This window comes from Sodalis ligni, assembly GCF_016865525.2.
Lineage (GTDB): Bacteria > Pseudomonadota > Gammaproteobacteria > Enterobacterales > Enterobacteriaceae > Acerihabitans > Acerihabitans ligni.
The window spans coordinates 5377917-5396411 of sequence record NZ_CP075169.1; the positions used below are offsets into that span (position 1 = coordinate 5377917).

The 18495-nt window shown below is 52.3% G+C and carries 22 protein-coding genes and 1 pseudogene; 15 read left to right on the top strand and 8 right to left on the bottom strand.

Annotation, left to right across the window (positions count from 1 at the left end; translation table 11 throughout):
* Positions 1-22: 22 nt before the first annotated feature.
* From GTU79_RS25195 to GTU79_RS25205, 3 genes are all read left to right on the top strand, one after another.
* Positions 23-955 carry a nucleoside hydrolase gene (locus GTU79_RS25195; protein ID WP_203521005.1) on the top strand — a complete coding sequence of 311 codons (933 nt, stop codon included), beginning with the start codon at positions 23-25 and terminating at the stop codon, positions 953-955.
* Positions 956-1735: 780 nt separating this feature from the next.
* Positions 1736-2194 (top strand): ferritin-like domain-containing protein, encoded by a 459-nt coding sequence (locus GTU79_RS25200; RefSeq protein WP_253073696.1) that lies wholly within the window; start codon positions 1736-1738, stop codon positions 2192-2194.
* Between the two features lie 102 nt (positions 2195-2296).
* On the top strand, positions 2297-3208 hold the full coding sequence (locus GTU79_RS25205; RefSeq protein WP_132925401.1) for a manganese catalase family protein: 912 nt from the start codon (positions 2297-2299) through the stop codon (positions 3206-3208).
* Between the two features lie 48 nt (positions 3209-3256).
* Here GTU79_RS25205 and GTU79_RS25210 read toward each other — a convergent pair whose 3' ends face one another.
* Positions 3257-3670, bottom strand: coding sequence for a winged helix-turn-helix transcriptional regulator (locus GTU79_RS25210; protein ID WP_203521004.1), 414 nt, complete (start codon positions 3668-3670; stop codon positions 3257-3259).
* 84 nt (positions 3671-3754) lie between these two features.
* Here GTU79_RS25210 and GTU79_RS25215 point away from each other — a divergent pair, with 84 nt between their 5' ends.
* Positions 3755-4696: an aromatic alcohol reductase gene (locus GTU79_RS25215; protein ID WP_203521003.1), complete on the top strand. Its 942-nt coding sequence runs from the start codon at positions 3755-3757 to the stop codon at positions 4694-4696.
* Positions 4697-4828: 132 nt separating this feature from the next.
* On the opposite strand, the gene GTU79_RS25220 is transcribed toward GTU79_RS25215, so the two are convergent.
* The 3 genes from GTU79_RS25220 to GTU79_RS25230 all read right to left on the bottom strand — a co-directional run bounded on the left by GTU79_RS25220 (position 4829) and on the right by GTU79_RS25230 (position 6195).
* Complete coding sequence (locus GTU79_RS25220; protein WP_203521002.1) at positions 4829-5266, bottom strand: type II toxin-antitoxin system VapC family toxin; 438 nt, start codon at positions 5264-5266, stop codon at positions 4829-4831.
* 2 nt (positions 5267-5268) lie between these two features.
* Positions 5269-5508, bottom strand: coding sequence for a type II toxin-antitoxin system Phd/YefM family antitoxin (locus GTU79_RS25225; RefSeq protein WP_203521001.1), 240 nt, complete (start codon positions 5506-5508; stop codon positions 5269-5271).
* 126 nt (positions 5509-5634) lie between these two features.
* On the bottom strand, positions 5635-6195 hold the full coding sequence (locus GTU79_RS25230; RefSeq protein ID WP_203521000.1) for a GNAT family N-acetyltransferase: 561 nt from the start codon (positions 6193-6195) through the stop codon (positions 5635-5637).
* Between the two features lie 197 nt (positions 6196-6392).
* On the opposite strand from GTU79_RS25230, the pseudogene GTU79_RS25235 reads away from it, so the two are divergent.
* Positions 6393-6488 (top strand): annotated as a pseudogene (locus GTU79_RS25235) (antibiotic biosynthesis monooxygenase); the annotation flags it as partial.
* Positions 6489-7079: 591 nt separating this feature from the next.
* On the opposite strand, the gene GTU79_RS25240 reads toward GTU79_RS25235, so the two are convergent.
* Positions 7080-8048 carry a PDR/VanB family oxidoreductase gene (locus GTU79_RS25240; protein ID WP_203520998.1) on the bottom strand — a complete coding sequence of 323 codons (969 nt, stop codon included), beginning with the start codon at positions 8046-8048 and terminating at the stop codon, positions 7080-7082.
* A gap of 19 nt (positions 8049-8067) precedes the next feature.
* Entirely contained in the window at positions 8068-9102 is a 1035-nt protein-coding gene (gene hpxD, locus GTU79_RS25245; RefSeq protein WP_253073424.1) for a molybdenum cofactor-independent xanthine hydroxylase subunit HpxD, read from the bottom strand.
* 137 nt (positions 9103-9239) lie between these two features.
* On the opposite strand from hpxD, the gene GTU79_RS25250 reads away from it, so the two are divergent.
* The 9 genes from GTU79_RS25250 to GTU79_RS25290 all read left to right on the top strand — a co-directional run bounded on the left by GTU79_RS25250 (position 9240) and on the right by GTU79_RS25290 (position 16259).
* Positions 9240-10142: a LysR family transcriptional regulator gene (locus GTU79_RS25250; RefSeq protein WP_203520997.1), complete on the top strand. Its 903-nt coding sequence runs from the start codon at positions 9240-9242 to the stop codon at positions 10140-10142.
* Between the two features lie 85 nt (positions 10143-10227).
* A complete protein-coding gene (locus GTU79_RS25255) occupies positions 10228-10722 on the top strand; it encodes a DUF1198 family protein (RefSeq protein WP_203520996.1) in 495 nt (164 codons plus the stop codon).
* A 367-nt stretch (positions 10723-11089) separates the two neighbouring features.
* Entirely contained in the window at positions 11090-12085 is a 996-nt protein-coding gene (locus tag GTU79_RS25260) for a hypothetical protein (protein WP_203520995.1), read from the top strand.
* A 166-nt stretch (positions 12086-12251) separates the two neighbouring features.
* Complete coding sequence (locus GTU79_RS31665) at positions 12252-12545, top strand: CobW C-terminal domain-containing protein (RefSeq protein WP_420854203.1); 294 nt, start codon at positions 12252-12254, stop codon at positions 12543-12545.
* Entirely contained in the window at positions 12434-12673 is a 240-nt protein-coding gene (locus GTU79_RS25270; RefSeq protein ID WP_253073425.1) for a GTP-binding protein, read from the top strand. The genes GTU79_RS31665 and GTU79_RS25270 overlap by 112 nt, the downstream gene beginning before the upstream one ends.
* Before the next feature lie 197 nt (positions 12674-12870).
* Positions 12871-14007, top strand: coding sequence for a mandelate racemase/muconate lactonizing enzyme family protein (locus GTU79_RS25275; RefSeq protein WP_203520993.1), 1137 nt, complete (start codon positions 12871-12873; stop codon positions 14005-14007).
* A gap of 25 nt (positions 14008-14032) precedes the next feature.
* Positions 14033-14224, top strand: coding sequence for a GntR family transcriptional regulator (locus GTU79_RS25280; RefSeq protein ID WP_214513483.1), 192 nt, complete (start codon positions 14033-14035; stop codon positions 14222-14224).
* Between the two features lie 16 nt (positions 14225-14240).
* Positions 14241-14741, top strand: coding sequence for a GntR family transcriptional regulator (locus GTU79_RS25285; protein WP_214513484.1), 501 nt, complete (start codon positions 14241-14243; stop codon positions 14739-14741).
* A gap of 180 nt (positions 14742-14921) precedes the next feature.
* Entirely contained in the window at positions 14922-16259 is a 1338-nt protein-coding gene (locus tag GTU79_RS25290) for an MFS transporter (protein WP_203520991.1), read from the top strand.
* 106 nt (positions 16260-16365) lie between these two features.
* On the opposite strand, the gene GTU79_RS25295 is transcribed toward GTU79_RS25290, so the two are convergent.
* On the bottom strand, positions 16366-17007 hold the full coding sequence (locus tag GTU79_RS25295) for a glutathione S-transferase family protein (protein WP_203520990.1): 642 nt from the start codon (positions 17005-17007) through the stop codon (positions 16366-16368).
* A gap of 172 nt (positions 17008-17179) precedes the next feature.
* Between GTU79_RS25295 and GTU79_RS25300 the strand changes: the two genes are divergently transcribed.
* Positions 17180-17716 carry a TetR/AcrR family transcriptional regulator gene (locus tag GTU79_RS25300; RefSeq protein WP_203520989.1) on the top strand — a complete coding sequence of 179 codons (537 nt, stop codon included), beginning with the start codon at positions 17180-17182 and terminating at the stop codon, positions 17714-17716.
* Positions 17717-17744: 28 nt separating this feature from the next.
* On the opposite strand, the gene GTU79_RS25305 is transcribed toward GTU79_RS25300, so the two are convergent.
* On the bottom strand, positions 17745-18263 hold the full coding sequence (locus GTU79_RS25305) for a cupin domain-containing protein (protein ID WP_203520988.1): 519 nt from the start codon (positions 18261-18263) through the stop codon (positions 17745-17747).
* Between the last annotated feature and the right edge of the window lie 232 nt (positions 18264-18495).

The following is an 18495-nucleotide window of genomic DNA, read 5'->3' on the forward strand; positions in this document are numbered from 1 at the left end:
CGCAAGGCTAAGGATCTGAAAAATGAGTCTTAATGAAACCGAGCGGGTCAGGTTATTAACGCCGCCCCAGGGCAAGGTGCGCATGGTGCTTGATACCGATGCGTTTAATGAAATAGACGATCAGTTCGCCATTGTCCAGGCCCTGCTGTCGCCGGACAAGGTGACGGTTGAAGCACTCTACGCCGCGCCCTTTTCCAACCAGCGCGCGGATAATCCCGCCCGGGGCATGGAACTGAGCTTCGAGGAAATCAACCGCCTGCTGGAACGGCTGGGCATGCAAGGCACCGTCCCGGTGCTCAAGGGCGTGACCTCATACGTCGGCACGGCAAAGGAAGCCCGCGAGGCGGAGGCGGTGGATCACCTGATTGCCGCCGCCCGCGGCGCCTCGCCGCAGTCGCCGCTCTACGTGGTGGCGATTGCCGCCATCAGCAATATCGCCTCCGCACTGCTGAAGGCGCCGGATATCATCGATCGTATCGTCGTCATATGGCTGGGGGGCCATGCGTTAAACTGGCCGGATACCCTGGAATTCAACCTGCGGCAGGATATCGGCGGCGCGCAGATCCTGCTGGACAGCGGCGTTCCCCTGGTGCTGATTCCCTGCAAAGGCATCACCACGCACCTGCGCTCTACCGTGCCGGAAATCGAACGCTACGTCGAACCCTGCGGCGACATCGGCGCCTTCTTATCATTACGCTTCAAGGAGTACAGCAGCGAACACAAAGGCTGGTCAAAAGAAATTTGGGATATGGCCGCCGTCGGCTGGCTGCTGCATCCGGAGTCCATGCACAGCGGCCTGACGCCCGCGCCGTTATTAACGGCGCAAGGCACCTGGAGCGCCGACCCCGCCAGGCATCTTATTCGCTATATTTCTTATATTGAGCGCGACGTTATTATCACCGATTTTTTTAACCGGCTTGAATCCCATGTCCAGGGAAGACAGCCGACCGTTTGATACCGCGCCGGGGCCGGGACCGTCGGCAATACGCGACCTTAGGTTGCGGGCTGATGCTCCCGGCAAGGCCATGAACAGATGTGATTAATGGCTGTTATGAAAGGAGGTTATTAAAGGTTGCGATCAATAAATAACTTTCCCCCGCTTCGCTTTAAAGTCCCGCCTTTTGTCATTCTCGTGCGGATGCATTAACACCGCTAGCGGAACTATTAAAATATGTCAAATTTCCAATTTAAAAACGCCATCAGAATTATATCCCTAGGACAGTATATAATAAAAAAGAGCGTAATGAGTTTGCATTAATTTTATGATGAGCTAACTTTAGATAGACGACACAGGCATTATAAAACGTCAGAGACTGCAAAAAAATAACGATATCTAATTGTATTGTATTTTATTCTTTATCATTTTTATACTTTATATCTGTGTGATACTCACCGTAATGGTTGATAATTTGCGATTTTTAATTCATTCCCGCGATTCAATCTCCCTGTCGGCATACTTCGTTTCCGCTTTATCTCATGAGCACAAGTCTCGGGTTAGCACGAGTTTTGTTTTAGCCAAGAAAATATTTTCATTTAAATTTAATCAATATTTTTATTAATTTGCCATTTACTATTTCCAGTAAAATCAAATTATTCAATTCTTATCATATGCGAATAGTCCTAAATGTTTATTTGTTCAAATCCGTTCCCTACATAAGTAGTAATAGTTAATCAAAACGAGGTGAATCATGACTTACGAAAAAATTACCACGATTGGCTGCGTGACGCCCACGCTATGGAAAAGCAGGCGGAAAGCATGCTGGAAAAAATGGCCGGCAGGATCGAACACTATCCCGATCTTAAAGCGCGCATTGAACAGCATATCGCAGAAACCCGCCAACAGCTGGTTCTGCTAAATGAAGTCATTGACCGTAATGACGTTTCCCGCTCTACGCTGAAAGACGCGATGGGAAAATTATCGGCCTTTGGCCAGGCAATGGGGGGCATGACCGCGGAAGATGAAGTGATAAAAGGTGCGATCAGCGGCTATGTCTTTGAACACTTCGAAGTCGCCTGCTACACCTCGCTGATTGCCGCGGCCGAGCTGGTTGGGGATATTGAAGGCGCTCGTGTTTTTGAACAGATCCGCGAACAGGAAATCGCTATGGCTGACTGGGCGCTGACCCATTTGCCGGCGCTCACGGAACAATTTTTGGTGCGGTCCAATACGCCGGATGTCGAGGCGAAAAAATAATTTTACCGGACAATGCGCCGCGACGCGTTGCCAATAGTAAGAAAACAGGGATCACAGGGCAAGGAATCGCCGAACCCGTCATTTTGATTTTTGGAGAGAGTAATGTTTAGACATGTAAAACAACTGCAGTACACCGTCCGCGTCGCCCATCCTAATCCTGGGCTGGCGAATCTTCTCCTTGAACAATTCGGCGGCCCGCAGGGAGAACTGGCGGCGGCATGCCGTTATTTTACCCAAGGTATCGGGGATGAGGATCCGGGCCGCAAGGATTTGCTGATGGATATCGCCACCGAAGAACTGAGCCATCTGGAAATCATCGGTACCCTGGTGGGCATGCTGAATAAAGGCGCCAAAGGCGATCTCGCTGAAGGCACCGAACAGGCAGGCGAGCTTTATCGTTCATTAACCGGCAATGGCAACAGCAGCCATACCACGGCGCTATTATACGGCGGCGGGCCGGCATTGACCAACTCCGCCGGCGCACCCTGGACCGCCGCTTATATCGATACCATCGGCGAGGTCACGGCGGATTTACGTTCTAATATCGCGGCGGAAGCCCGCGCCAAAATCATCTATGAACGCCTGATTAACCTGACGGATGACGCCGGCGTCAAAGACGCGCTGGGTTTTCTGATGACCCGTGAAGTGGCCCACCAGATTTCGTTTGAGAAAGCGTTGTATTCCATTCGCGACAACTTCCCGCCCGGCAAGCTGCCGCCCATAGAAAAATATGCCGCCACCTATTTCAATATGTCCGACGGGGGCGAAGTCAGGGGCAGTTGGAACTCGGACGAGAATTTCAACTACGTGGCCGAACCGGCGCCGGCGGTGGATGGCGGCGACGGCGGCGCCAGCGTGACGTTGCCTAAAAAACAGCAGGCCAACCTGGACAATCTCGCGCTTCGTACGGCATCCGACCCGGCGGTGAACCCCATAACCGGCGCGGAAATCGGCGCGGTCCCGCCTATTGAAAATGAAGCGGCGGAAAAAGGCAAAGCATCGAAAAAGAAATAACGCTTCGGGCGGTTTATCCGTGGGAAATCCACAGCTGCGGATAAGCCGTTATCCCAACTCCCTGGCCGCGAAATCATCGCGGGACTGGCGAAAGGCCGCCGAATTTTCAATGATCCAGTTCCATAGCGGCAGCATATTAAGCAGCATGCTTTCTCCCAGCGTTGTCAGCCCGTATTCCACCCTGGGATGCGGCGTTTTCTGCTGATAATCATGCCTGCTGATAAGGCCATCCCTCTCAAGACGGCGCAACGTCAGGGTCAGCATTCTTTGCGTAATCTTGGGTAATGCCCGTATCAGCTCCGCATGACGCAACGCCCCCCTAGTTCCCATCGCATACACCACCCCCAGCGACCAGCGGTTGCCGGCATGGGCAAGAATTCCCCGCTTCAGGTCGTCATCTTCATCGCTCAGCGCATCACAAATGGCAGAGAATTGCGCTATCTGCGCTTTCGCTAGTTTCATTTACTCCCCCGGTATCATCTATGTACCTGATTGCGGCATGGGTTTCCTGCTGGCAGGATGTGGCCACATCCACAGGAGGATACTATGAACGGTTCAATTACTCGTCAATGGCGAAAAATTCTGGTTCTCGGCGCCGGAGAACTGGGTATAGCAATGCTTGATGCCTTTGTAAAAGAGCGCGAGCGGCATCCCGATATCAGTTTAACCGTATTATTGCGCCCGGCATCGTTAAAAGATGACGGAGCGGCGAACCGGACCCGCCGCCAACGGCTGGCGGCCTGGGGCGTTGCGGTAATCACCGCGGATTTCAGCCGGCTAACCGCTAAAGAACTGGCTGAGCGCTTCACTTCTTATGACGCCATCATCAATTGCAGCGGTTTTGTCGGCGGGGCAGGGACCCAGCTTAAAATTACCCAAGCAGTGCTCGATGCCGGCGTGGAACGTTATTTTCCCTGGCAGTTTGGCGTGGATTACGATCGGGTGGGTCTGGACAGCGGGCAGCCCGTGTGGGATGAACAGCTGGCCGTGCGTCAAATGTTACGCGCCCAGCGCCAGACCCGCTGGGTCATCGTTTCCACGGGCATGTTCACCAGCTATCTTTTCGAACCCGGCTTCGGGCTGGTGGACATGCCCCGGCATCGGGTACATGCGCCGGGCGATGCGGACTATGGGCTGACCCTTACCACTCCGGAGGACATCGGCATCCTGACGGCGAAGATATTTTTCCATCAGCCTGTTATCGAGGATGAAGTGGTGTATATCGCCGGCGATACCCTTACCTACCGCCGGCTGACCACGCTGTTGAGTGAACATTATCAGCGTCCGTTCACCCTTGAGGTGCATAGCCATAATGACCTGCGGCAGGCGACAAAAGCCGCGCCAAACGATGTGGCGGCGGCCTACCGGCTCGCATTCGCGCGACCGGACGGCGTGGCCTGGCGGAAAGAAGAGAGTTATAACGCCCGCAACGGAATTCGGGTTACCGATGTAAAGCAGTGGCTGGAAAACAATAAACCAGCAGAGTGATGTGTGGTTGCCGGCCTAGCCGGCAGCGGCTGAAACCCTGACAAGAACAAGAACAAGAACAAGAACAAGGGCGTGGGCGTGGGCGTGGGCGTGGGCATGGGCATGGGCATGGGCATGGGCATGGGCCAATTTTTAAACACATTCAACGATGTTGATATAATCAGAGCAGAATTTAATGATAATGCCATCGTTAGTGATAAAGTTCAGATTCTCCGCCTTCGCCTGAGCAACCAACAGACGATCGAACGGATCTTTATGCATCACCGGCAAGCCACTGATACCGCAAGCATGTCGCGACGTCATCGGCAGCTCGGTATAGCCCGCCTCCAGCAAGCCTTCGGTCAATGCCTCGGCATCAATACTGAAATCAGGTTTGTTCAAATCGGTCTTGATAGCGATCTCCTGAATAGATACGGAGGAAAAGTACAGACGGTTCTTCTCATTGGACAGGATATCAATAACCTTGCTGTTCAATCGCTCAGGCTCCCCCGCCACCCAAATCAAAACATGGGTGTCCAATAGATAATCCGCAAAAAGCAACTTTTTGATATCATCCTTTTTTGCCGGCATTCTTACTTCCCATAAAACAGGTCGGAAATATCGTCACTGTTCAGCTCGTTAAAATTATCGGGAGCCGAGATTTTCCCTTTCATAAAGCCAATCCTGGGTGTTTTTTCCGCTGCCGACAAAGGGACGATTTTAGCCATAGGCTTGCCGTTGCGAGCTATCACATAGGTTTCTCCCGTTTCTTGTACTTTGGAGATAATCCTGGAAAGATGGGTTTTTGCATCATAGAGATTTACTTTTTGCATCACTGCCCCCTTGGCGTTAACGGTAAGCCAGCGTCAAAAAAAGTTGGTCAACCATATTGAGTCTAATTGGTCTAATCTTGTTGGTCAAGACATGCAAACAACTAATGAGGCTTTCATCCCAAGGTATCATACCGTCGTGTAGAGATAGATATGGGTGTCATCCAACCGGCCATGGCCATCGAGACGCTCGTTGGAAAGAACGGCTTCGCGCTTGAAACCGCAACGCAGCGCCACGGCAGCGCTACGAATATTCTTTCCCGCGGTTCTGATTTCCAACCGGTTCGCTTTCAAAACGTCGAGGGCAAGGTTTCGCACCAAAATGCACGCTTGGGTCATCAATCCTTTGCCAAAAACGTCGGTTGCAAGCCAATAGCCTATTTCATAATAGGGGATTTGCGGATTACGAATAAAAAGACTGATACAACCCAAGAGTTTTTGGCTTTCGCGACTGATGATGAGGAATTTGTATTCGTTACTATCATTTGCAAAATCCTGTATCGCTGCCCGCATATTTCCCCGAACATCATCAAGGCTGTTTTCCCTGGATGCCCATAAAAGGAATTCATGGTGCAGTTCATTGAAATGACTTATCAAAATGAGCATTTCTTCAACTCTGCTCATCGTAGGCGCAATGAGTCCAATGGAGTCATTACAGAGAGATTCCACCGGAAAATCCGTGATTTTCATGATAATAGCCATCCTGTTTACCGACCTGTCAGCGCGAAATAGTCCATCCGAAGCCGCAATAAAAGTAAAAAAACGGTGAATGCACCGAGAAATGGAGAGACCCCATCCCCCGTTTCCGCTACGTTTCGTTCTTTGACGAAGTATTCCCTACTGAAAGCCGTAAAGTGGTTATCACTCGTTTACCAGAGGGAAGCATTATGATTGCCGTACTTTTCGAAGCGTATATTATGCCGGCCGGACAAGCGCGTTATCTGCAACTTGCGGCCGAACTCAAACCGCTGCTTGCGGATTTAGGCATTGCGAGCAAAAAGGATGGTTAACCAGAACGCCGGGCTTCAGGGAAGTCACCCTGACCCACAGCGGCGCACCGGCGTTCAGAAGATTGTTCAACGTTTAAACCCTTTTGCTTTCATGATCCGGCAAAATGCAAAAAAGCCACACCATGCCCCTCCAGATCTGTTTATCTTTGATTTAATATGATATATGAACTGTTTTGGTGCAACTTTGGGTAAACAACTCACCAAAATCAATCAGAGAAAAGGATAAGCTTATGTGTTTCTATAAAGCGACGTCGTTAAAAGAAGCTGAAAATATTCTCAAAACGGGCAAGGCAAAAAGTTGAATTCGCCTTCGCAATGACCAGCGATGAGTTTTTGAACTGACTTCGAACCTAACTGCCACCGGAGGTAAAATAACCAAAGAAAACGGTAACTTCATCTTCACCCTGAAAAATTCCCTTTCCTGCCAAAATCTTTAAAACCACCTATATAACATTTTAATACCACCGCATCAGCTTTCGGAGCGGTGTCAATAATCAACGAGCTAACGCCTGCAAGGGTGATGGAGATGCGTCATATGCCCCTTCTCCATCGCCACGGACAATCCTACAAATCAATAACCAAATTGCCGGTCAGGCTGCGGGAGCAGCAAAGGGTTATCTGCTGTTTATGGCCGGCCTTTTCCGTTTCTGACTGCACGGTGTCGCGATGGTCCGCTTTGCCCTCCAGCACCGGCGTCAGGCAGGCGCCGCAAATGCCCATTTCACAGGACAGGGGCACATCGACGCCATGCTCTTGCAGCACGGCGGCGATGGTTTTGTCTGGAGGAATGGTAAAAGACATCCCGCTGGATTTCAGCGTTACGGTAAAATCATGCTCTATCTGGGTGCAGGGTATATTACGCGCGGGGGGCTGGAATGATTCAGAGTGAATGTCTTCAGAACGCCAGCCGGCATCAAGCGCTCTGTTGCGGATATGCGACATAAACGCCTCGGGGCCGCACAAATACAGTTTTTTACCCGCAGCGGGCTGCGTCAGCCCTTCAGGCAACGTTGTCCGCGGCGATCTCCCCTCGCAACCCGACCCGACATGGCACCGGCCATAGGCAAAATGGCTGTCCAGCCTTTCCCGGAATATTACGTGGCTTCTCCGCTTCACATAATAATGCAGTTCAAAGGGTTGCTTAAAGCGCTCCAGTTCTTCCGCCATCGCCAGCAGAGGCGTCAAACCGATTCCGCCGGCGATAAGCAGATAGCTGTCAGCCTCTTCGAGGGGAAAGAGATTTCGCGGCGGTGAAATCTCCATCTGCTGGCCTAACCGCAGTTCATTATGCAGATAGCGCGAACCCCCGCGGGAATCCCGTTCATTTTTAACGCAGATGAGATAATGATCCGTTCCGCCCGGAGGCCCCGTCAGGGAATATTGCCTGATTAGCCCGTTGGCCAGATGGAGATCAATGTGAGCCCCCGCATCCCAAGCCGGCAGCGATTTCCCCGGCTCCGGGATAAGCCTGACGGCTATGCAATGTTCTCCCTGGCGCGAGAGCGCATCGACAAAAACGGCAAGTTTTTCCATTTCCGTTTCCTTTTAGATTTCAAACCAGGAAGAATTCGCCAAAACCGAGTTTTTTCAGTCCGCGCCGGTAGGCAATGGAGCTCCGGTCAGCGGGAATATGCGCCTCCAGCGCTAAATCGAGAGGAAGGCGTTCCGGCCGTTGCGTCTCCACCATCAGCCGATCCTCTTCGAAAACCTTATGGTTAAAGGCATGAACGTCCTCAACCGGTACATGAAGATCGAAGTTACGGGCGATGGGCGCGAACATGCGGGTCTTTCTGGCGGAAACGGGGGAGGCCGCGTTCATTATGACCAGCCGCGACTCGCCGGGAAAATGTATGGTCAGCGTGGCGGTGAACGGCAGATACATATCGAAACGGCGCAGCCATTTAAAGCCCCCGGGGCCGCGGTGCTCCGCACTGGCGGGATAATTTCCCACCGTACTCCAGTAATCAACGGAAAAACCGTACGGCGTTTCAGCGGGGGAATAGTCCGGTACTTCCTGGTTGTCGGGATCGGCGAAGGTTGCGGTATGGATCCAGGCAAAATGGGCGACGTCCAAAAAGCCTTCGACCTGGCGCCCGGCAAAACCCGCCACATCGAACGGGGGGCAGGTTATTTGCTGAAAACCGGCATCGTCCCAGTGGGGCATCGACGGCAGCGGAGCGTCAGTGTCTTGCGCCGGTGCCAGACAGGTCCAGATCAGCCCATAACGCTCCCGGGCAGGGAATGTCGTCAGGTTGAGCTTTGCCGGAATGGTTTGTCCCGGGCTGGAGGGAATCCGGTTGCAGCGGCCATTTTCACCGAACCGCAGCCCGTGATAGGGGCAAACAATGCCCTCCTCTTCCTGAAATCCCAGGGTCAACGGCACTCCGCGGTGCGGGCAGACGTCTCTGGCGACGACAATTTGCCCTTTCAGCCGGTAAATCACCAACTGTTCGTCCAGCAAGGTCGCCTTTTGCGGCGCGTTGCCCACATCGCACGCTCGCGCCACGGGATACCAATAGCCGGCCAGCCGCAGCCAGTCGTCAGGCTCGAAACTGCAGTGAGGAGGGGGCGCTATTTTATTCATCATCCGATTCCTCTCAGACTCACAAAAATTAATGGATAAGACATTGCTCTTGCATTTACATTGTGAATACACTTTGGTGTTGCAGTCCATAACAGAATTTTAACCTTTACTCTGCAAAAAACAGTACAGGAGCGACGCCAGTGGATCCTTTCTCCAGATTTGCCACCTATTTTGTGGAAGTCGCCCGCAGCGGCAGTTTGCGTAATGCATCTGAAAAACTTCACGTTTCCGCGTCGGCGATCAATCGGCAAATCCTGAACGCCGAGGAGGAAATGGGGGTATTGTTATTTGAACGGCTACACGCCGGTTTGCGGTTAACGTCCGCCGGAGAGCTGCTCTGCGATGATTTGCTCCGCTGGCGCCGCGAATACACACGCACCCGAGAACGTTTTGATGAGCTCCAGGGACTCAAGCGCGGCCATGTATCCCTAGCGCTGATCCAGGCCCTGAGCGAAGGCGTCATCGCCGGAAAGCTGGCGGAGATTGCGCTGGAATGTCCCTGGCTGACGCTGGATATCAGCGTGAATGACAGCCGTGACATCAGCCGGCGCGTATCGGATGCGGAAGTGGATTTCGCCATTATGCTGGACCCGGTGGAACATCATGGGCTGGAGGTGAAAACCTTTATTGAAATACCCATTGGTATCGTGATGTCGCCGGCCCACCCTCTCGCTTCCAGCCAAACGGTGTCTATCAGCCAGATGTCGGAATACCGCCATATTATGCCCGCAGCCCCACTGACCGTGCACGATCGGGTGCATCTCCACTACAAAAGGCACAGCATCACCCCCGACGCCGGGATCCTGTGCAATGATATCCGGATGATCAAATCGTTTATTCGCGAGTCGGCCGGTATCGGCATCTTGAGCAAACTGGATGTCATCACCGAGGTGGAAAGAGGCGAGCTGCTGTTCGTTCCCATCCAGGGCAGACCGATACGCCCTTTAACCCTGGCGCTTTGCGTCGCCCCTCGCCGCCAGCTGTCGCGCGCCGCGCAGATGATGATACAGAAGCTGGCGGTCACGCTGGATGAGATGGCGTGAACGAAGACAACCTTCCCTCAACGCCGCTGTTTTCTCTTCTATGGTTTACCCTTATGATAGGGCTTGGTTTGCTAAAGGATGTCCCATGATCTGGCTAATACTGGCGACACTGGCTGTCGTTTTTCTTATCGGCTTTCGCATTGTGAACTCCGATTCCCGCCGGGCGTCGCAGGCGTTGACCAAACGGCTGAACATCGAGCCGGTTTACGTGGAATCCATGATAAGCCAGATGGGGAAGACCCCCGGCGGCGAGTTCGTCAGCTATCTGCTGCATAATACCGAGGCCCATATCGGCAACGCGGCGGGCGTGCTGCTGATCTACCAGACCTTTATTATCGATGAGTCCGAAGAGAGCCTGCTGTTCTGGCACTCGGTGCTGGGTAAAGCGCGGCTGCCCGCGGAGCTGACCCATAAACACATACGTCTGGCGCTGTCGTTTTTACGGGAACTGGAGCCGGATGCCGATGAGCTCGCGGCTTATCGCCTGCGGTATAACGGACGATTTACCGCCATCGCCGATGCGGGCCCCGCCGCCAACGGCAATGTGTTCTATATGGACGGCGTTTCACCGAAACATTAAGCAGCGCCGCCGGCGTGGCTTCGTGCGCCCGGCCGCCCTCTCCTGCCGCCCTCTCGCCCTCTCGCCCTCTCATCCAGGCGGAACCTGCCGTTATTTATTACTCTCCTAGAAAATCGCGGCAGTATAAAAATAGCGACTTAAGCCAAATTGGAATATGCTTAAATTCATTACAGGTTGAAAAATAATATTGCCCAATTATGGGCGACTCTCTTTGAATATATATATGTATTCGATCAGAATACATAAATAGATTCGATCCGAACGATCGATTTTATCAATTATACATTATCGATGATGGGTCTTAAAGTATTTGCTTCGGTATACTTCTTGAATACATTTTGAATAGAATAATGGTAACGGAGCGAATATGTTTACACCCACCTTTACCGCCGTGATGGCGCGCATCTATGCCGGCCAGGAAGATGAATCTGTTGCAGCCCTGCTTCACGCCGCCGGAGACGGACGAAAATCCCACGATCCCTTGGCATTGCGGCTTAAACCAGGCGTTCGGGAATTTGTCGTTCGCCAATCAGCCGGTTTGGGTATATCGGCTTCCGGCCTGATCAATCTCATTCTGGAAGGGGTTATCCGTGAAATGCTGCTGCCGTTTGAAAATCAGGCCAGTCATGTTTACGAACGTTTCCAATTACTTATGGAAGCGCATGGTTTGGGCATCACCGAAGTGGCGACGCTGCTGGCGCCGTTCAACATTCGCCTGGGGGTGCTTGAAGACCGGGCGCGAACGCTGGATTATCTCAATGAAGAAACCCTGGATTGCATAGCCGGCTGGTTCAATATCGATGCCGACTGGCTGAAGGCAAAAACCGCCGCGCCGGTCAACCTCGCCCTGTCTGCCCATCGGTGGCGGGATAATCTGGACCATGCGGCCAAAAGCCTGCTATCCGCCGACAGCGGAGATATTAAAACGGATGTTTATTTCTTTCGTTCAAGCCAGCACTCGTTGCTCAATAACAATATCGATAACGATCATCATGTGGGACTGTATGTTCTGCGCCGTAAAAGCATTAACGGCGTAAGCATCAATACTGTGAGGCTTTTTGAACAGGCGCCGTGGAGTAGTGAGCAGGCCCGGTCGCAATACCGGATGTTGATGGGGTTTTGTGCCCTAGCCCAGACCGCCGGACGATTACATCTGAACACGGTGGCCTTGCGACCGGGGCAAATGATGGCGCTGCGCAGCGGCGTAACGCTGCCGGCTTTGATAGCCTTCCTGCCGCAAACCGTGGGCTCGTTGAACAGCTGGCGTCCGGAGGAGAATTTACCGCTGCGTTATCCGGATAATTACATGACGCCGGAATGGCGGGCCATCGCAAATAAGTACCTGCATGGGACAAATGTTTAAACCATGCGGAGATGACTTTTTTATTATTGATCATGATTAAGACCTACCTAAAAGAGACATTAATGATGCGCCGGCATCAGGGAATTCTTTTGCTTAAGATCTTGCCCCCTTTTGAAAAGGACAAAACACAATGGACCATAATTTACCCGAGACCGAAAGATACGGCATGGGCAACTTTATCTACCGAGCCCGTCGACCTTTCCATCCTGAGCGTTTATATCCTCTTCTTGAAGAAAATTTACCGGGCGTCATACGCTCCACCGGTTTTTTCTGGCTGGCTACGCGTCCCGGTTACACCGGTTTCTGGTCCCGCACCGGTGGCGTCAGCATTTATGGGCTGGCGGGACAGTGGTGGTCCGCCATACCCGCGACAATGTGTCCCACAATGCCCAAGCCCGGATTCCTCCACGCCAACATTGGCTTGAAGGAATTGGCGATGCCCGGCAGGAGCTGGTATTGATAGGCCGCGGCCTTGATGAAGCGGTGTTGAGAAAACGATTTGATGATTGTTTATTAACCGATGAGGAAATGGCGCTGGGAGCGAAAATCTGGCAATGGTATAGCGATCCGTTCCCGTCATGGTATTAAGCCGCTGATCAGAATCTGCGGCTTTGTTCACATATTCGATTTTTGATCTTGAACACTTGGATACAAGTGTCCAAGATATCCTTACATAAACAATACTGGTTGTTAACATAAATGCCATAAAGCGCTGTCCAGGCGCCTGAAAAAGGATAACTACCGGCCGGTAAGAATTCTTTATTCAATTTAACAGGGTAAAAACAATGAAAATCAGCAATATAAATGTCTCGGTTTACAGAACGCCGCCCAGCGTCGCCTGGGAAGACGCTACCAATAAAGTCCAGGGCATTGAATTCATCATCGTTGAGATTCAGACAGACAAAAATATTGAAGGAACCGGCTTTACCTATACGGTGGATATCGGAGGCACCGCCATTGCGTCGCTGATTGAAAATTACCTGGCGCCGCTGGTTATCGGCATGGACCCGCTGGATAACGAAAAAATCTGGCACACCCTGCAACGCCAATCAAGGCGCCTTGGTATCGGGGTTAATCTAATGGCAATCGCCGCCATTGATATAGCGATATGGGATATAAAAGGTAAAGTATTCAATCAGCCCTTATATAAGATTTTCGGCGGTATGCGTTCCGACATCCCGGCCTATATCAGCGAGATTAATCTCAGCAAGGATGACCCGCTGGAGAACTTTCTGGACAGGGTAGATGATTATATCGCCAGGGGTTATCAAACCATCAAATTCAAAATCGGCCGGGATGACCTGGAAGAAGATATCGAGCGAATTGTAAAGGCGAAGGAGAAATTGGGCGGCAGCGGAAAGCTGCTGGTCGACCTCAACCAGAAATGGTCCGGCAGCGACGCGCTGGTAAACTGTGCGCGGCTGGACGCCTTAGGACTTGGCTGGATTGAGGAACCGCTGCTGCATGATAATCTTGAGGGCTATGTCGATCTGAAGGCCGCCGTCAGGACGCCTTTGGCCCATGGCGAAAGCATGCATGCCCGATCGCAGTTTCTGGACTACCTGAAGGCCGGCGCCATCGATTTTGTCCAGGCGGACGTTGCGTTTGTCGGCGGCTTCACCGAATGGCTCAAAATAGCGCATTTATCCCAGGCTTTTGGTAAATTGGTCGCGCCGCATTTTATGATGGAGTTGTCCGTCCATATGCTGTGCGGCGTGCCGAACGGCTTCATGCTGGAAAACGTTATCGGCGGCTCTTTCCAGGAACTGGGCATAGCGGAAGGGTCCGTCACGATAGAAAATGGCATAGCCTATCCCAGTGAAAAACCAGGCCATGGCATCGTATTTGATAAAAAAGCGTTAATATCGATAAAGCTAAATCCCGATGATGTCAGAAATTCATTTAAAGGAGGCAGTAAATAACGGCGGTTTTTTACCGGAGACAGGTATGAATGCAAATACATCCAATGCTTTTGAACTCGACAGAAACACATTGGAAAACCAGATCTATAAAGAACTGAAAAACAGGATTGTTTCGGTGCAAATTCTGCCGGGACAGATGATTTCCGAGAACGAAATGGCCAATAAATTCAGCGTCAGCCGTACCCTATCAGGCAGGCTTTTTCCGCCTGTCGGTTGACGGATTGCTGGAAATTATGCCGCAGAGAGGCGCGCTGGTATCGTTTATCTCCAAACGAAAAGTCAGGGAGGCACAAAGGATCCGGGAAGTCCTGGAGCTTGAGGCTTTCACGGAAGCCGCGGGAAAATGGGATAAAACCGCCTTGGAAAGCATTACGCTGTTGGAAAAAGCAGAAATGCTGATAACAAAACAGGAAGAAGAGATAAAAAAGCTCGATTATTATGAATTCACCAAATTAGATGAAGAATTCCATGATTGCATCATTCAATTTTCCGGAAATCTCAGCCTTGCTTATATCGTTAAAGAAATGCGTTCCCATTTGAACCGGCTTCGCTATATCGAATTGCAGGAAGCACATCACGAAGCAACGGCCATTCTGCAACACCGTGCATTGCTGCTGGCCATCAAAAACAAGGATGATGACGGCGTGAGTAAAATTCTCATCGACCATCTTAAATTAGTGGAAAACTTCAGGGAGTTCATTTTCAAAAAGCGGGCTGAACTGTTTATTGATTAAAAAATAAATCAATACTCTCGCAACGCGCCAGCGTTCGGGAGCGGTTTTTCCAAAGACTCTCTTTATATATCGGCTTTTGCTGAGCCGCGGTGCTGTTTATGTTTTTTGCATGACATTATTTTTTATTTACCTACCCGTATTGGCGTATATCAAGATGGTATCGAATTCAGGAGAGACAGAATGAACGCTGAAAAAAGTTTTCTGCCGGAAAGTACTCTGGTCAAGCAAAGGTCGGGAATAAGGCGCGCGGTTATCGCATCCACCGTTGGTACCGTTATTGAATGGTTCGATTATGCCCTGTATGGCTCCGCGTCGGCCCTGGTTATCAATAAACTTTTTTTCCCCCAGCTTTCCAATTTGGCCGGCATTCTCGCCGCATTCGCCACCTTTGCCATCGGCTTTTTCGTTCGGCCTATCGGCGGGATGATCATTGCTCATATCGGCGACAAATTCGGCAGGAAACCGGCCTTATTGCTGACCATTATCCTGATGGGTATCGCCACCGTCGGCATGGGGCTGTTGCCCACCTATGCCCAGGTGGGCATATTGGCGCCCATACTATTGGTGCTTACCCGCGTATTGCAGGGTTTCGGCGCGGGTGCGGAATACGCCGGCGCCGTGACCCTGGTGGCGGAATATTCCCCCCCTGGCGAACAGGCCAAGCTCACCGCCATACTTCAATCCGCCTCGTTAGGCGGCATACTGCTCTCAACCATCGTATTTCTGGCGGTGGCGCAGTTGCCGGAAGACGTATTGCTGGCATGGGGATGGCGGATACCCTTTTTACTTTCCATCTTTTTATTTGTTATTGCCGTTTATATCCGTAAACATCTGGAAGAAACGCCTGAATACAATTTAGCCATGGCCAAGGCGGCGAAGAATAAGCGCGAAAAACAGATTCCCATTAAGGATCTGCTTAAAAACTCCCCTAAAGAAGTGATATTCGGTTTCCTGTCGATCACCGGACATAACGCCAATGCGTACCTGTTGGGAAGCTTTGTATTAAGCTATCTGACCAACACCGTAAAGATGCCCAAAAGCGACGGGCTGGTTGTGGTGATGATCTCTACTCTCGTTGGCGCGCTGATGACGCCGCTGGCCGGGAAAATCGCCGATAGAATCGGTTGCGCGCCGGTGTATGCCTTTGGCGCCGTGTTCACCGGCATCTACGTTTATCCGCTTTTAATGATCTTGCAACAGGGAAACCTGCTGTTCTCCATCCTGGCCATGTCCCTTGCCTATGGCGTGGGTTTTGCCACCCTGGCGGGGGCCCAGGGCGCGTTTTTGTCCAATCTCTTCCCGACCCGCTACCGGTATTCAGGCATCGCCATCACCCGCGAACTCAACGCTATGCTTATCGCCGGGCCCACCCCGTTTATCGCCACGGCGCTGGTGGCGGCGGCCGGCGGCAGCCCCTATTATGTGGCGGGGTATATGTCCCTGTGCTGCCTGGCGACCTTTGTCGCCATATATGCCCTAGTGCGCGTACAAAAAAGGGCGGTAAGCACTGAATACTGAATATTGAAAATCAACTCCGCCCGCGGCGCCGTAAACAGGGCGCCGCGTCAGATGCCGTCCGTCGCGGCACCCTTCACCAAGCCGAAGAGGTATAGGGGGAAAAGGTTCAGGCGTTGGCCACGCTCGGGCGCTGGTACATGCGCTCCTTCCAGGCCAAGAGCGCGGAATACTCTGCCGACACCGGGATGTCGGCATAATGCGCAAACAGCAATCCTCCCAATACGGTGGCGTCAGCCATGGAAAATGCCTCTCCGGCAATGAATGGCTGCTCTCGCAGTACCCTATCGAAATAGTGCAGACCGCCCTCCGCCTGTTCGCGATGCATCCGGCCCCATTGTGTCCGCCCCTCCCATTCCGGATGCTTATGGGCCTGCAAGATGGGACCCAGGCCGGGCGTGGCGTGGTGGAAATAGATGCCGATGGCATCGATAAGCTCAGACTCGGCGCGCTTTTGCATCATGTGGATCACCGCCTTTTCCCGCGCCGTCCTGCCGGTGAGGGTTGGATTCCCCGCCAGATTGTCCAGATACTCGGTAATGGCCGTACATTCAGAAATATACGTGCCGTCATCCAGTTCAAGCACCGGTACCGTACCCGTGGGATTAATGGCGAGAAACGCCGGCTGTTTATGCTCGGCGGCAATCAGGTCGATTTTGATAAACTCCACCTGTGACAGCAGATCTTTTTCGCCGAGAACAATGCGCACGCGCAGGGGATTGGGAAAGCCCGGGGTGTCGTAAATTTTCATAATGTTTATCCTGTAAAAAAGCGCGGGGCCGATGGTTGACACGACAGATTTCATGAATCTATCGGTAGATAGACAATAAGGCTTGCATTTCCAGCCGTCAACATTTATTAATCGTTGCAGGAATCAACGGGAGAGCACCGAAATGGGCAGTGCGGACACAAAGGAAAATATCATGGCGATTGCGCGCTTGATGGTGCAGGCCAACGGCTATACCGCCCTGAGCTTTCGCGACATCGCCGCCGCCGTGGGGGTCAAAAGTTCAAGCGTGCACTACCACTTCCCCACCAAGGGGTTCCTGGGAGCGGAACTTGCGCGCCGCTACACGCAGGAAATGAATGATTATCTTGAGCAGTCCCTCGCTGAAAGCCCGGACGCCGCAGCGTTTATGGACCGGTATACCAACGTGTTTCGCGCCGCCCTCGCCAATGACAATCGGATGTGCATGTGCGGGATCATGGCGGCGGAGCATGACGAGCTGCCGCCGGAAGTGCAACAAGAAGTCGCGTGTTTTTCCGAGGTTAATGTACTGTGGCTGAGCCGCGCCTTGGCGCTTTTTCGCAAGGAAGAGCCGGCGGCAAGGCTTCAGTCCCATGCGCTGGCTATCTACGCCGCGGTGGAAGGGGCTCAGCTTATCGCCCGCAGCCGCGGCGATATCGCCGTCTATGACCACACCATTGACGCGTACCGTTCCAACGGTCTGCTGCCTTGAGAAGCCGGCCGGCATAGAGATAACGGTATCATCTTGATGCAGGCAGAGAGCCCTCATCTCCAGGCCTAACATCCGGCAAACCATCGTGTCCGCCGAACGCCTGCTCCGGCGGCGATATCCAGCGATCTTCACGCGTCAGTTCATAGTGCGGGTTTTTCGGATAATGAATCCTGTTTTCCGCTTTCGACGCTTCCCCCACCACCAGTAAACGCACTTCATTGGCGCTATTATTGATAAAGGTGTGACAGATACCGGTCCCGGCGGGAAGTCCCACCGCATCCCCCGGCGAGAGTTGATGCAGATAGCCGTTGATCCAGGCATGGGGGGAGCCTTCCAGCACATAGATAAACTCCTCCTCCGCGCTCTCGGCATGAGGATAGCTGGTGCGGTGTCCGGGCAGCAGGCGTTCGTGATTAATGCCGATACGGGTCAGACCCAACGCACGGCCCAGCGGGGCTTCAATGCACATCGGTTCATCGCTGTCCTCATAGGATTTCGCGTCTTTAGCCTCTAGTTCGCTCCAGTGCTTGATAAATTCAGGGCGCATCAGTTTTCTCCTTTGCGCAAACGCCACGGATGTGACGGGAAGGTGGGTGAAATTTAGTCTGTCTGCTTTAAAAATAGTCGCATCGGTTAATGAACGCTATTCAGCGCTGCCTTCATCGCCATGCCTCCGGCTTATAATGTACTTGGTTCAAGAGCGTCAAAGAGACTGGGTGAGAGCAGTTCGGCCCGGGCCCGTCATTTTTTTGTAATAACCTGGTCATGGTCCTGTTGGT